Consider the following 13,453-nt stretch of genomic DNA (forward strand, 5'->3'; position numbering starts at 1 on the left):
CGGCGAATGGTCTGGCACGATATGGGGTGGCCCTGTGGAGGCGGTGGCGAGACAATGGCGGCATTCCTTGATCCACCCTTGGTAGCCCCATGAGCATTCCCTCCCGCGTTCGCCTCATCGACGTTGGCCCCCGTGACGGCCTGCAGAACGAAAAGACCCCGGTGCCCGCCGCCGTCAAGATCGAGCTGGTGCACCGCCTGCAGCAGGCGGGCCTGAAAGAGATCGAAGTCACCAGTTACGTCAGCCCCAAGTGGGTGCCGCAGATGGCCGACAACCACGAGGTGATGGCGGGCATCACCCGCCAGCCAGGCGTGGCGTATTCGGTGCTCACGCCCAACCTCAAGGGCTTTGAGGCGGCCGTGCTGGACAAGCCCGACGAGATCGTCGTCTTCGGCTCCGCCAGCGAGGCCTTCAGCCAGCGCAACATCAACTGCAGCATTGCCGAGAGCATCGAGCGTTTTGCCCCTGTGGTAGAGGCTGCTTTGGCCGCCGGCATCCGTGTGCGCGGCGCCATGAGCTGCACCGTGGGCTGCCCGTACGAAGGCGACATTGCCCCTGAGCGCGTGGCCTACCTGGCTGGCCTGCTCCAGGGCATTGGCGTGCAGCGCGTGGATGTGGCCGACACCATTGGGGTGGGCACTCCGCGCAAGGTGCAGAAGGCGCTGGAGGCCACGCTGCAGCACTTTGGCATCGACGCGGTGTCAGGCCACTTCCACGATACCTACGGACAGGCACTGTCCAATACGCTCGCCGCGCTGGAACTGGGCGTGTGGAACTTCCAGTCGTCCGTGGCGGGTCTGGGCGGCTGCCCTTATGCCAAGGGCGCCACCGGCAACGTGGCCACCGAAGACGTGGTGTACATGCTGCAGGGCATGGGCATTGAGACTGGCATCGACCTGGATCTCCTCATCGATGCCGGGGCCTACATCAGCGGTTTCCTGGATCGCAAGCCCAACTCACGCGCGGCCAACGCTCTGCTGACCAAGCGCGCGGGCTGACTATTGATCCATCTGCACCCGGCCGCCGTCAACCGGCGTCCGGGGTGCCGCCCAGCACTTTCCAGAGCGTCACGCGATTGACCTGCTCGGCCTGGCGCAGGCCGATGAGGGTCTGCTGCGCCGCATACAGACTGCGCTGCGCATCCAGCACCGTGAGGTAGTTGTCCACCCCGGCCTTGAAACGCGCCTCCGACAGGTCGAACGCTTTCTGGGTGGCGGCCACCAGCCGCGTCTGCGCTGCAATGCGCTCGTCCCACTGCGCGCGGTCGGCCAGCACATCGGCGGTCTCGCGGAACGCGGTCTGCACGGCCTTTTCGTACTGGGCCACCGCGATGCGCTGGTTGGCCTCGGCCACCTGTACGTTGGCGCGGTTGCGGCCGGCGTCGAAGATGGGCAGGCGGACCAACGGCACAAAGCTCCAGGTGCCGCTGCCCGCGCCAAACAGGCCGTCCAGCTCGCGGCTGCCGGTGCCTACATTGGCCGTGAGGCTGATGGTGGGGAACAGGGCCGCCCTCGCAGCGCCGATGTTCGCTTCGCTGGCGCGCAGGGCATTTTCGGCGGCCTGCACATCGGTGCGGGCGAGCAGCACGCTGGAGGCCAGCGGCACCGGCACGGGCTGCAAGGCCGCCGGGGCCTGCGCGTCAGCGCGCAGCGTGCTGGCGGTGGGCCAGAGCGCGGCAGGCACCGGGCCGCCCACCAGCAATTGCAGTGCGTTGCGGTCGCGCTCCACCTGCGCCAGGTAGGTCGCCACATCACCGCGTGCCGCGTCCACTGTGGTCTGCGCCTGGGCCAGCACCAGTCCCGATGTGGAGCCGATGGCGTGGATGCGTTCGGTCAGCGCATAGGCCTTTTCGCGGCTGGCCAGGGTGTCGCGCGCCAGTTGCAGCCGGGCTTCGTCGGCGGCCAGGGTGAGCCAGGCGTTTGCCACATCCGCAATCAGGCCCGTCTGGATGTTGCGCTGGTTCTGCTGGCTCTGCAGAAACTGCTGCAGCGCTGCCTCGTTGAGGTTGCGCACGCGGCCCCAGAAGTCGATCTCATAGCTGGCAAAGCCCAGTTGCGCCGTGTACTGCGTAGACACCTGTGCGGGCGCGGTGGCGCTGCTCATGCCAGCGGCGGTGCGTGCGCGGCTGGCTTGCGCCTGTGCGGTGACGCTGGGCAACAGGTCGGCCCGGGTGATGCCGTACTGGGCGCGGGCCCGTTCGATGGTCTCGACGGCCACGCGCAGGTCGCGGTTGTTCGACAGCGCGAGGGCAATGACATCGCGCAGCGGCTGGGCCTGCACCCAGCCCAGCGCCGCTGCCGCCTGCAGACTGGCGTCGCTGGCCACGGCCGGCTGTCCGCTGGTGGTGCCCACGGTGTCAGGCACCGGCAGGGCGGGGGTCTGGTGCATGGGGGCCAGGTTGCAGCCCGCGATCAGTGCGGTGGTGGCCAGGGCTGCAGCGATGGCGGCAGGCCGGCGCTGGCGGCGTGGCGAAAAGGGTGGGCGCGTCATGCTGCGCTCTCCTGAGTGGGGTGCGCTAGGGTGGTGGCAGGCGGTGGCGGTGCGTTGTCCTCGCTGCGTGACCGGCTCTTGAACCAGCGGCGGATCAGCAGGAAGAACACCGGCACCAGGAAGATGCCCAGCACTGTGGAAGCCAGCATGCCGCCCAGCACGGCGGTACCGATGGCCACCCGCCCGCCTGCCCCCGCGCCGGTGCCGATGGCCAGCGGGATCACCCCGAAGCCGAACGCCAGCGAGGTCATCAGGATGGGCCGCAGGCGCAGGCGCACGGCCGCGACGATGGCGTCAAACAGGTTCTTGCCCTGCTCCTGCAGCTGCACCGCAAACTCCACGATCAGGATCGCGTTTTTGGACGCCAGCCCCACCGTGGTCAGCAGCCCCACCTGAAAGTACACGTCGTTGGTCAGGCCCCGGGTGTAGGTGGCGGCGAGCGCGCCCACCACGCCCAGCGGCACGGCGAGGATCACCGACAGCGGCACGGTCCAGCTCTCATACAGGGCCGCCAGGCACAGGAACACGAACAGGATCGAGATCGCGTACAGCATGGGGGCCTGGGCGCCCGACTGGCGTTCCTGCAGCGAGGCGCCCGTCCACTCGTAGCCAATGCCGGGAGGCAGTGTGCGCAGGATGTCTTCCACGATCTTCATGGCGGCGCCCGAGCTCACGCCTGGTGCCGCGCGGCCTTCCAGCTCGTACGCCGGGTTGCCGTTGTAGCGCAGCAGCTGCGGCGAGCCGTAGGCCCAGTAGCTGGTGGAGAACGCGCCAAACGGCACCATCTCGCCCTTGCTGTTGCGCACGCTCCAGCGGGCCACGTCCTGCGGCAGCATGCGCGCCGGGGCGTCGCCCTGGATGTACACGCGCTTGACCCGTTCGTTGTTCAGGAAGTCGTTCACGTAGGTGCCGCCAATGGCGCTGGAGAGCACGCTGTTGATGTCGTTGTACGACAGCCCAAGCGCGGCGGCCTTGCGGTCGTCGATCTCCAGGCGCAGCTCGCTGGCATCTTCCAGGTTGGTCATGCGCAGGTTGGTCAGCTCGGGCCGCTTGCGCGCTTCGGTCAGAAATGTGTTGGTGGCTGCCAGCAACGCCTGGTGGCCCAGGCCGTTCATGTCCTTGATCACGAAGTTGAAGCCCGAGCTGGAGCCCAGGCCCCGCACGGCCGGCGGCATGACGACCAGCACCCGCGCGTCACGAATGGAGGCCAGGTCGCGCGTGGCCTTGTAGGCAATCTGCGCGGCGGCCTGGTTGGGCAGCGTGCGGTCTTCCCAAGGCTTGAGGCGCACAAAGCCACGTGCCGAGGCCTGGTCTCCGTTGATGCCCGAGACCTGGTAGAAGCTCAGCACATCGGGCTGCTGCGCAAAGTAGCCGCGCACCTGGTCCAGCACGCTCTGCAGCCGCGCATCGGCGGCGCCCGAGGGCAGGTTCACGTTCACGTACAGGAAGCCCTGGTCTTCGTCGGGCAGGAAGGATGTGGGCAGGCGCGCCATGAGCAGCCACACCACGCCACACACCGCCAGAAAGATCAGCACCATGCGCTTGGTGCGGCGCAGTGTGTAGGCCACTGTGCCCTGGTAGCGTGCCGAAGTGGCGTCGAAATGGTGATTGAACCAGCGGAAGAACCGGTCGTTCAGGCCCAGCAGGCCGCGCCGGATGGGCCGGTCATGCCCGGCAGACGCGGCTGCGGGCTTGAGCAGCGTGGCGCACAGCGCCGGGGTGAGGGTGAGCGCCACAAACACCGACAGCGCCATGGCCGCCACGATGGTGATGGAGAACTGCCGGTAGATCACGCCGGTGGAGCCGCCAAAGAACGCCATGGGCACGAACACCGCCGACAGCGTGACCCCGATGCCCACCAGGGCGGGCGTGATTTCGCGCATGGACTGGCGGGTGGCCTCCTTGGCCGACTGGCCGGTCTCGTGCATCACCCGCTCGACGTTTTCGACCACCACGATCGCATCGTCCACCAGCAGGCCGATGGCCAGCACCATGGCAAACATGGTCAGCGTGTTGATCGAATACCCCGCCAGCGACAGCACCCCGAAGGTGCCCAGCAGCACCACCGGCACGGCAATGGCGGGGATCAGCGTGGCGCGGAAGTTCTGCAAAAACACGAACATCACGATCACCACCAGGATCATGGCTTCGCCCAGTGCGCTGACCACTTCCTTGATGGATGCGCGCACGAAGGGCGTGGAGTCCGAACTCACAAAGTAGTCGATCTGGTTGGGAAAGTAGGGCTTGAGTTCAGCCAGCTTGGCGGCAATGGCATCGGCCACCTGCATGGCGTTGGCGCCGTCGGCCAGCACGATGCCCATGCCCGCGCCGGGCATGCCATTGAGCTTGGCCTTCACAGTCAGGTTCTCGGCACCCAGCTCCACGCGGGCCACGTCCTTGACGGTGACCACTGAGCCATCGAGCGCCGACTTGAGCACGATGGCCTCGAACTGCTCCACCGTCTTGAGCTTGGTGCGGGCGGTGATGGTGGCGTTGAGCTGCTGGTCGGACACCGCGGGCAGGGCGCCCAGCTGGCCGGCAGATACCTGCGCGTTCTGGGCGTTGAGCGCATTGACCAGGTCCGACGGCATCAGCGCGTACTTCTCCATCTTGGCCGGGTCCATCCAGATGCGCATGGCGTAGTTGGTGCCGAACACCGTCACGTCACCGACACCGTCGATGCGGCCGATCACGTCCACCAGGCTGCTGGTCAGGAAGTCGCCGATGTCCACGGCGCTCATGGAGGGGTCTTTGGAGAAGAAGCTGTAGGTGACCAGGAAGTCCTGCCCGCCCTTGTTCACGAAAACGCCCCGGCTCTTGACGGCATCGGGCAGGCGGTTGGTGGCGGCCTGCAGCTTGTTTTGCACCTGCACCTGCGCCACGTCGATGTTGGTGCCGGGCGCGAAGGTGAGCGTGGTGCGCGAGCGGCCCGAGGCATCCGAGGTCGAGCTCATGTAGAGCATGTTGTCGATGCCCTTGAGCTGCTGCTCGATGATCTGCGTCACCGAGTTCTCGACCGTCTCGGCCGAGGCGCCGGTGTATTGCGAGCCAATGGTCACGCGTGGCGGAGCGATGTCGGGGTACTGCTCCAGCGGCAGCGTGACGATGGACAGGGCACCGCCCAGCATGATGATGATGGCGATGACCCACGCAAAGATGGGCCGGTTGATGAAGAACTGAGCCATGTGCTGCGTCCTTCGTGCTCAGCGGGAGGCCGCTGGGGCAGGGGCCGAGGCGGGCGCGGCACCTGCAGCGGGCGGTGCGTCGGCGCCTGGGGCTCCCTTGCGGCCCTTGGCGGGTGCTTTGGGGTCCACCTCCACCGCGCGCACCTTGTCGCCCGGTTTGACGCGCTGGAACCCTTCGGTCACTACGCGCTCGCCGGCAGCCAGCCCGCCTTGCAGCAGCCACTGGTTGCCCACCGCCCGGTCGATGCTGATCGGGCGTTTTTCCACCACATCGCCGTCCTTGACCACCAGCACGCTGGGCTTGCCGGTGAGGTCGCGGGTCACGGCCTGCTGGGGCACCAGCAGCGCTTCGGGCGCGAGCCCGGTGGGCAGCAGCGCCTGTACGTACATGCCGGGCATCAGCGTGCCCTTGGGGTTGGGCACCACGGCGCGCAGCGTGACGGTGCCGGTGGTGGCGTTCACGATCACGCCGGCAAACTGCAGCTGGCCGCGTTGCGCGTACTCGGTGCCGTCATCCAGGCGGATGCGCACGGGGATCTTGTCGCCCTCGACCTTCTGGAAGCGGCCAGCGTCCCAGTCCCGCTGCAACTGCATCAGCTCGGTGGTGGACTGGGTGAAGTCCACGTACATCGGGTCAAGCTGGACGATGGAGGTCAGCGCATCGGCCTGGTTGGCCGTGACCAGTGCCCCCGGCGTCACGTTGGACAGGCTGATGCGTCCACTGATCGGTGCCTCGATGCGGCTGTACTTGAGGTTGATGCGGGCGGTGGCCAGGTTGGCCTGGGCCACGGCCACGTCGGAGCGCGACTGGGCTGCAGCGGCCTGGCTTTCTTCAAAGGCCTGCTGGCTGATGGCGTCGATCTTCACCAGCTCCGCGTTGCGCTTGGCCGTGGCCTCCTGGGTGCGCGCTGTGGCCTCGGCCTTGGCCAGGGCTGCCTGCGCGCTGGCTTCGGTGGCCCGCAGCGAGGCGTCATCGATCTGGTACAGCGGCTGGCCTTGGCGCACCAGCATCCCTTCGGTGAACAGGCGCTTTTGCAGAATGCCCGATACCTGGGGCCTCACCTCGGCCGTGAGCGAGGCGCGGGTGCGGCCGGGTAGGGCGGCTTCGAGCTGCTGGCTTTGCTGCTTGAGCGTGACTACGCCCACTTCAGGGGCGGCCTTGGCCGGTGCGGGGGCCTCGTTGGGTTTGCTGCAGCCGGACAAGATGCCCGCGATCAGCAGCAGCCCCAGCAACGCTCCCCGGCATGGCAATGCCCCGAGGGCGGGGCGGCCCGGCACAGTGTTGGCAGGGGAGGTCGCGGGCAGGCTCGGGCACAGCGGGGACAACGCAGCATCGTTCATGGGCGTGGGAGCGGTTGGGTTGGGAAGGTTCGGCGCATTGTGGGGCGCACACATTTCCTGTTTGTAAAGTGGCCGGATTTGGCCCGGGTGCCGGAGCGCCGCGCAGGGACATGCGGGCCGGGGTGCGAGGGAGGCCATGGCGCGCGGCAAAATGGAGGGAGACCCGACCGAATCACGCCCCCTGTGGACCTGCTGGAGACAACGCGAATGTGTGGAGCCGAACTGAAGAACCTGCCCGAGGGCGTACAGCGTGTGGCTGCAGAACTGCAGCGGCGCGGCCACCCGCACCTGCCGCAGATGCTGGACGATGCCGCACGCACCGCGCAGCAGGCCGCCGATGCGCTGGGCATCCTGGTGGGGCAGGTGGCCAAGAGCATCATCTTCCGGCGCAAGAGCGACGATGCTGCGGTGCTGGTGGTCACCTCGGGCGACCGACGCGTGGACGAGAAAAAGGTGGAAGCCCATGTGGGCGGCAAGATCGGCCGGGCCGATGCCGAGTTTGTGAAATCGCGCACCGGCTTCTCGATTGGCGGCGTGTCGCCCGTGGCGCATGCCACGCCGCCCGTCACGCTCATCGACCAGGACCTGCTGCGCTTTGACGTGGTGTGGGCCGCAGCAGGCCACCCCCATGGCGTGTTCCCCTTGCACCCCACCGACCTGCAGCGTCTGACGGGCGCACCCGTGGTGGACGTGGTGCAAGCACCGGTGGCGGACGCGTCTGCGCCCCAGGCGGCCGCATGAATGCTATCGATTTGCTAGCTGCCAAGGCAAAAGAGACTAGCGCTACCGGCCAATTTGACCCCAAAAATGCCGAGCCAGTGCCTTCGCCCTGCATTTCGGTGTGCCGCATGACGCCCGACCGCAGCCACTGCGAAGGCTGCTTTCGCACGCTGGATGAAATCCGCGCCTGGTCGCGTGCCGACGCTCCGCAGCGGCGCGCCATCTGGGCGCAGTTGTTGCAACGCGCCGGCATTGCCTGGCCCGTGCCGGAGACCGAGGCATGAAGCGCATCACGTTCTACCTGGACTTCATTTCTCCCTATGCCTGGCTGGCGTTTGAGCGCTTGCCCGAGGTGCTGGAAGGGCTGACCTACAGCGTGACCTACCAGCCCGTGCTGCTGGGTGCCCTGCTGCAGCAGCACGGCAACCCCGGCCCTGCGGGCATTGCCCCCAAGCGCGACTGGACTTACCGCCATGTGACCTGGCTGGGCCATGCGCAAGGCACGCCACTGCAGATGCCTGCGCGCCACCCGTTCAACCCGCTGCCCCTGCTGCGCCAGGCCCTGGCCTGCAGCGACGACGGCAGCATCAACCGCTACGTGGCGGGCACGGTGTTGCGGCACGTGTGGCAAGGCGGCGCCGACGCGCTGGACCCTGCGCGCCTGGCCACGCTGGCCGAGGCGCTGGCGGAGCAGGTGCGCCCCGGGCAGGACGTGAACAGCGACGGCACCAAGGCCTTGCTGCGCGCCAACACCGAAGCCGCGCAAGCAGCCGGTGTGTTTGGCGTGCCCGCGTTTGGGGTGGACGGCAAGCTGTTCTGGGGGCTGGACGGCCTGCCCATGCTGCGTGCCTACCTCGACGGCGACGCCTGGTTCGACGGCCCCGCCTGGGACGCCGTCAGCCAGCTCCCCTCGGGTTTACCCGGCAAGCCCTGAGCAATTTCCGGATGCTGAAAGGGGTGCTGCGGGTTTCACCCTAAGTTGTCAGAGAGCGGTCAGTTTGATGAAAGCTCTTGTTGGTTTCGCGTCAGAGGGTGGTCAGTGCCATCTCCAAGAATGCGTGCAGCCCGCCGCAGTGCGGTCTGTAACACCAATAGGAGACACACACCATGGCAACTGTTCATCCCGCACCGCGGCCGATGTCGCCCGAAGAGAGGAAGGTCATCTTCGCCTCGTCGCTCGGCACCGTTTTCGAGTGGTACGACTTTTACCTGTACGGCTCGCTCGCAGCCATCATCGCCAAGCAGTTCTTCAGCGGTCTGGATGCTGGTTCGGCGTTCATCTTCGCGCTGCTGGCGTTTGCGGCGGGCTTCATTGTTCGTCCCTTCGGCGCCATCTTCTTCGGCCGCCTGGGCGACATGATCGGCCGCAAGTACACGTTCCTGGTCACCATCCTGATCATGGGCCTGTCCACCTTCATCGTGGGCATCTTGCCGACCTACGCGTCCATCGGTGTGGCCGCTCCCGTCATCCTGATTGCCCTGCGCCTGCTGCAAGGCCTGGCACTGGGCGGTGAATACGGCGGTGCTGCCACGTATGTGGCCGAGCACGCACCGCACGGCAAGCGCGGCGCCTACACCGCCTGGATCCAGACCACCGCCACGCTGGGCCTGTTCCTGTCGCTGATGGTGATCCTGGGCACCCGCACCGTGCTGGGCGAAGAAGCCTTTGGTGATTGGGGCTGGCGTGTTCCGTTCATCGTGTCGATCCTGCTGCTGGCCATTTCGGTCTGGATCCGCCTGTCGATGAACGAATCGCCTGCCTTCCAGAAGATGAAGGCCGAGGGCAAGACCTCCAAGGCACCGTTGACCGAATCCTTCGGCCAGTGGAAGAACCTGAAGATCGTGATCCTGGCACTGGTGGGCCTGACCGCCGGCCAGGCCGTGGTGTGGTATTCGGGCCAGTTCTATGCGCTGTTCTTCCTGACGCAAGCGCTGAAGGTCGATGGCGCCACCGCCAATATCTTCGTGGCCGTGTCGCTGCTGATTGGTACGCCGTTCTTCATCGTGTTCGGTTCGCTGTCGGACAAGATTGGCCGCAAGCCCATCATCCTGGCAGGCTGCCTGCTGGCCGCGCTGACGTACTTCCCTGTGTTCGGTGCACTGACCAAGGCGGCCAATCCTGCCCTGGCTGAAGCCCAGGCCAAGAACAAGGTGGTGATCACCGCTGACCCTGCCGAGTGCTCGTTCCAGTTCAACCCCACCGGCACCACCAAGTTCACCAGCTCGTGCGACATCGCCAAGCAGGTGCTGGCTGGCGCTTCGGTGAGCTATGAAAACGCTGTGGCTCCCGCCGGTACGGTGGCGAGCATCAAGATTGGCGAAACCGCAATCCCCTCGTACACCAGCAAGGGCCTGAGCGCTGATGAAGCCAAGAAGAAGGACGCCGAGTTCAAGAAGCTCGTGGCCGACGACCTGAAGGCCGCTGGCTACCCCACCAAGGCAGACCCTGCGCGCATCGACAAGGTGATGGTCACCATCATCCTGACCTACCTGGTGCTGCTGGTGACCATGGTGTACGGCCCCATCGCCGCCATGCTGGTGGAAATGTTCCCCACCCGCATCCGCTACACGTCCATGTCCCTGCCGTACCACATCGGTAACGGCTGGTTCGGCGGCCTGCTGCCCACCACGGCGTTTGCCATCGTGGCCCAGACCGGCAACATGTACAACGGCCTGTGGTACCCCATCATCATCGCCGGCGCCACGGTGGTGATCGGTGGCCTGTTCATCAAGGAAACCAAGGACGTGGACATCTACGCCAACGACTGATCGTTACTGACCGGTTTACAGGGCCCGCCCCGCAAGGGTCGGGCCCTGTGTTCCATCAAGGGGCTTGTCCGCGCACCAGTACAACCCATAACCCTGGGGATGCTGTGCATGATTCGAGCGGTAAGTGTGCGCTGCGGATCGGGATGGGCTGCAAGGCGCAAAACGCAGCAATAGCCGCAGCTATTGCGAGGTTTTGCAACGCGGCAGACCGCCCGAGCCCGCAGATGCATACGGCGCGACGAATCGTGCACAGCATCCCTAGCCAGGCCCCTTGATTGAACAAACCCATCCCAGGAGATATTGATATGTGGAAGATTGTTGTTGGCTTCGTCTTGTTTGCCGCCTTGTCGATGTACGTGATCATCACGGCGGGCGACAAGGCCGACATGGGCGGAGAAAAGCACGGTGCCGATGCGGTGCACGCCCCCGAGGCACCCGCCAGCGCAGCTGCACCCGCAGCCGCCGCCGCGCCGGCACCCGCTGCAGCCCCTGCATCGGCTGCCAGCGCGCAATAAGCGCATTGCCCGGCATGACAAAGGCCCTGCCAGCAATCGCTGGCAGGGCCTTTTTTTGTCGTGTCGTCACGCGCGGGCGCTTGCGCCGCGTCAGCGCTTGAAGCGGCCGTCCGTGCCGATGATGGACAGGTCGGAGAAGTCCAGTCCGCTGTGGTCGGTGGGGCTGTAGCTCAGCTCCAGCCCACCCACGTCCCACTTGTGGATGCTCTCCAGCCCCGCATGCAGCTTGGCGCGGTCGGGCTTGGCACCCGCGCGCTTGAGGCCTTCCACCAGCACCTTGGCGCTCACAAAGCCCTCCAGCATGGCGGGCGTCAGGTCGCCGATGTTCTTGGCCTTCGCCAGGTCGATGGCCTCCTTGATCACCGGGTAGTTGAGCGAGCGCTCGGACGGGAACACCTGCGTCACCACCACGCCCCGGGCCTGGTCGCCCAGGGCCTTCACAAACCCGCCCGACGCGTTGTTGGACAGGGTGACGATCTGTCCGGCAACGCCCGCGGCGCGCAAGGCCTTGATGCCATCGACCACCGCAGCGCCGGTGCCGATGAAGATCACGGCCTGGGGCTGCTTGCCGGCCACGCGCGGGGCGATGGCGCTGTAGTCGGGCTTGGCACGGTCAAATTTTTCGATGAACAGCGCCTCGATGTTGTTGGCCTTGAACCCGGCCTGTGCACCGGCCAGCCCGTCGGCGCCAAACGTGTCGTCCACATGCACCACGCCAATGCGCTGGATGCCCAGCGTGTGCAGGTGCGAAATGGCCTTGGTCACCTCGCGCTGGTAGGGCGCCCGCACGTTGAACACGTATTTGCTCACCGGCTGGTGCAGCGCAATCGCCCCGGTGGACGGGCCCACCAGCGGCACGCCGTGCTGCTCCAGCACCGGGATGATGCCCTGGGTGTGGGGCGTTCCACGGGTCATGAACAGGCCGATCACGCCCTTCTGTTCGATCAGTATGCGGGTGTTGTCCAGGGTCAGCTTGGGGTCGAACTTGTCGTCCAGCGACAGCACCTCCACCTTCTGCCCGCCCACGCCGCCCTTGGCGTTGACATGGTCGATGTAGAGGGCTGCGCCCTGCATGGATTCGGCCACCGTGGCGGCGGCCGAGCCGGTGATGCCCACCGTCTGGCCAATGAGGATCTGTGCATGGGCCGAACCGAGGCCCAGGGCAGCAGCCAGGGCGCAGAGCGCGCCGGCCAGGCCAGTTTTCTTCATGGGGTTGTCTCCTGCGTGTGGAGCGCCCGAGTGTAGGGACGCCCCCGCGCGGGACAACTGTAAAAACGCGTAGGCGGGCGCTCAGCGGCGGAAGCGCCCGTCCGTGCCGATGATGGCCAGGTCGGCAAAGTCCAGCCCGGTGTGGTCCTCGGGGCTGAAGTTCACTTCCAGACCACCCAGGTCCAGCTTCTTGATGCTCTCCAGCGCGACCTGGATCTTCTCGCGGGTGGGCTTGGGGCCCGCGCGCTTGAGGCCTTCCACCAGCACCTTGGCGGCGGCAAAGCCTTCCAGCATGGCGGGGCTGATTTCGGTGAGCCCCTTGGTCTTGGCCAGTTCCTGGGCTTCCTTCACCATCGGGTAGGTCACAGCCCGTTCGTTGGGGAACACCTGGGTCACGATCACGCCCCGCGCGTTGGCCCCCAGGCTTTTGATGAAGCCGCTGGAGGCATTGTTGGACAACGTCACGATCTGCGCGGCCGAGCCCGCCGTGCGCAGTGCGGTGGTGGCATCCACCACCGCAGAACCCGAGGCCACCATCAGCACCGCCTGCGCGTCGGCCTTGGCCACCTTGGCGGCAATGGGGGCGAAGTCGGGCTTGGCGCGGTCGAATTTTTCAGACACCACAGCCGTCAGTTTGGCGGCCGCGAGGCCCTTCTGTGCGCCCTGGATGCCATCGGCGCCAAAGCTGTCGTCCGCATACACCAGCGCCACGCGGGTGATGCCCATGGAGGCCAGGTGGGTGATTGCCTTTTCGGCCTCGCGCTGGTAAGTGGCACGCACATTGAAGATGTATTTGCGCACCGGCTGGTGCAGGACCATGGCACCGGTGGACGGTGCCACCAGCACCACGCCGTGTTTATCCAGCAGTGGCAGGATGGCTTCGGTGTGGGGTGTGCCCCGGTTGAGGAACAGGGCCGACACGTTCTTGTCCTCAATCAGCGTGCGGGCGTTTTCCGCCGCCAGCTTGGGGTCGAACTTGTCGTCCAGGGAGATCAGCTCGATCTTCTGGCCATTGACACCGCCCTTGGCGTTGATGGCGTCGATGAACAGCAGCGCGCCATCGGTGGTCTCTTTCACGCCCGCTGCCACCTGGCCGCTGAAACCTGCGGTCTGGCCGATCAGGATCTGAGCATGGCTGGCTGCACTGGCCGCAAGCGCCAGGACCAGGCCGGCTGCTCGCTGTTGCCATTGTTTTGTCATGGCGGTCTCCTCTTGTTTTGTGTG

Annotated in this window: 11 protein-coding genes; 6 read left to right on the forward strand and 5 right to left on the reverse strand. The window is 66.3% G+C overall.

Annotated features, from left to right (window positions below):
- Positions 1-89 precede the first annotated feature (89 nt).
- Positions 90-998: a hydroxymethylglutaryl-CoA lyase gene (locus CLU87_RS01195; RefSeq protein WP_099729226.1), complete on the forward strand. Its 909-nt coding sequence runs from the start codon at positions 90-92 to the stop codon at positions 996-998.
- Positions 999-1,026: 28 nt separating this feature from the next.
- Here the strand turns inward: CLU87_RS01195 and CLU87_RS01200 are convergent, their stop codons facing one another.
- Genes CLU87_RS01200 through CLU87_RS01210 form a run of 3 tightly spaced genes read right to left on the reverse strand, consistent with a single transcriptional unit; the run spans position 1,027 to position 7,016 of the window.
- On the reverse strand, positions 1,027-2,490 hold the full coding sequence (locus tag CLU87_RS01200; RefSeq protein WP_099729227.1) for an efflux transporter outer membrane subunit: 1,464 nt from the start codon (positions 2,488-2,490) through the stop codon (positions 1,027-1,029).
- A complete protein-coding gene (locus CLU87_RS01205) occupies positions 2,487-5,675 on the reverse strand; it encodes an efflux RND transporter permease subunit (RefSeq protein WP_099729228.1) in 3,189 nt (1,062 codons plus the stop codon). The genes CLU87_RS01200 and CLU87_RS01205 overlap by 4 nt, the downstream gene beginning before the upstream one ends.
- A gap of 18 nt (positions 5,676-5,693) precedes the next feature.
- Positions 5,694-7,016 (reverse strand): efflux RND transporter periplasmic adaptor subunit, encoded by a 1,323-nt coding sequence (locus tag CLU87_RS01210; RefSeq protein ID WP_233193678.1) that lies wholly within the window; start codon positions 7,014-7,016, stop codon positions 5,694-5,696.
- A gap of 207 nt (positions 7,017-7,223) precedes the next feature.
- Here CLU87_RS01210 and CLU87_RS01215 point away from each other — a divergent pair, with 207 nt between their 5' ends.
- The 5 genes from CLU87_RS01215 (at position 7,224) to CLU87_RS01235 (ending at position 11,020) form a co-directional block, all read left to right on the forward strand.
- The gene (locus CLU87_RS01215) at positions 7,224-7,757 is read left to right on the forward strand and encodes a YbaK/EbsC family protein (protein WP_099729229.1); all 534 of its coding nucleotides are present in this window, start codon (positions 7,224-7,226) and stop codon (positions 7,755-7,757) included.
- Positions 7,754-8,020 carry a DUF1289 domain-containing protein gene (locus CLU87_RS01220; protein WP_099729230.1) on the forward strand — a complete coding sequence of 89 codons (267 nt, stop codon included), beginning with the start codon at positions 7,754-7,756 and terminating at the stop codon, positions 8,018-8,020. Before CLU87_RS01215 ends, CLU87_RS01220 begins: the two co-directional genes overlap by 4 nt.
- A complete protein-coding gene (locus tag CLU87_RS01225) occupies positions 8,017-8,670 on the forward strand; it encodes a 2-hydroxychromene-2-carboxylate isomerase (RefSeq protein ID WP_099729231.1) in 654 nt (217 codons plus the stop codon). The genes CLU87_RS01220 and CLU87_RS01225 overlap by 4 nt, the downstream gene beginning before the upstream one ends.
- Before the next feature lie 173 nt (positions 8,671-8,843).
- A complete protein-coding gene (locus CLU87_RS01230; protein WP_056057882.1) occupies positions 8,844-10,505 on the forward strand; it encodes an MFS transporter in 1,662 nt (553 codons plus the stop codon).
- A gap of 305 nt (positions 10,506-10,810) precedes the next feature.
- On the forward strand, positions 10,811-11,020 hold the full coding sequence (locus CLU87_RS01235) for a hypothetical protein (RefSeq protein WP_056057887.1): 210 nt from the start codon (positions 10,811-10,813) through the stop codon (positions 11,018-11,020).
- 90 nt (positions 11,021-11,110) lie between these two features.
- Here the strand turns inward: CLU87_RS01235 and CLU87_RS01240 are convergent, their stop codons facing one another.
- Together CLU87_RS01240 and CLU87_RS01245 are read right to left on the reverse strand one after the other, a co-directional pair.
- Entirely contained in the window at positions 11,111-12,229 is a 1,119-nt protein-coding gene (locus tag CLU87_RS01240; RefSeq protein WP_099729232.1) for an ABC transporter substrate-binding protein, read from the reverse strand.
- A gap of 81 nt (positions 12,230-12,310) precedes the next feature.
- Positions 12,311-13,429, reverse strand: coding sequence for an ABC transporter substrate-binding protein (locus tag CLU87_RS01245; RefSeq protein ID WP_199170773.1), 1,119 nt, complete (start codon positions 13,427-13,429; stop codon positions 12,311-12,313).
- Positions 13,430-13,453 lie beyond the last annotated feature (24 nt).

Origin of the sequence: Acidovorax sp. 59, assembly GCF_002754175.1 — a bacterium.
Taxonomy (GTDB): Bacteria; Pseudomonadota; Gammaproteobacteria; order Burkholderiales; family Burkholderiaceae_C; genus Acidovorax; species Acidovorax delafieldii.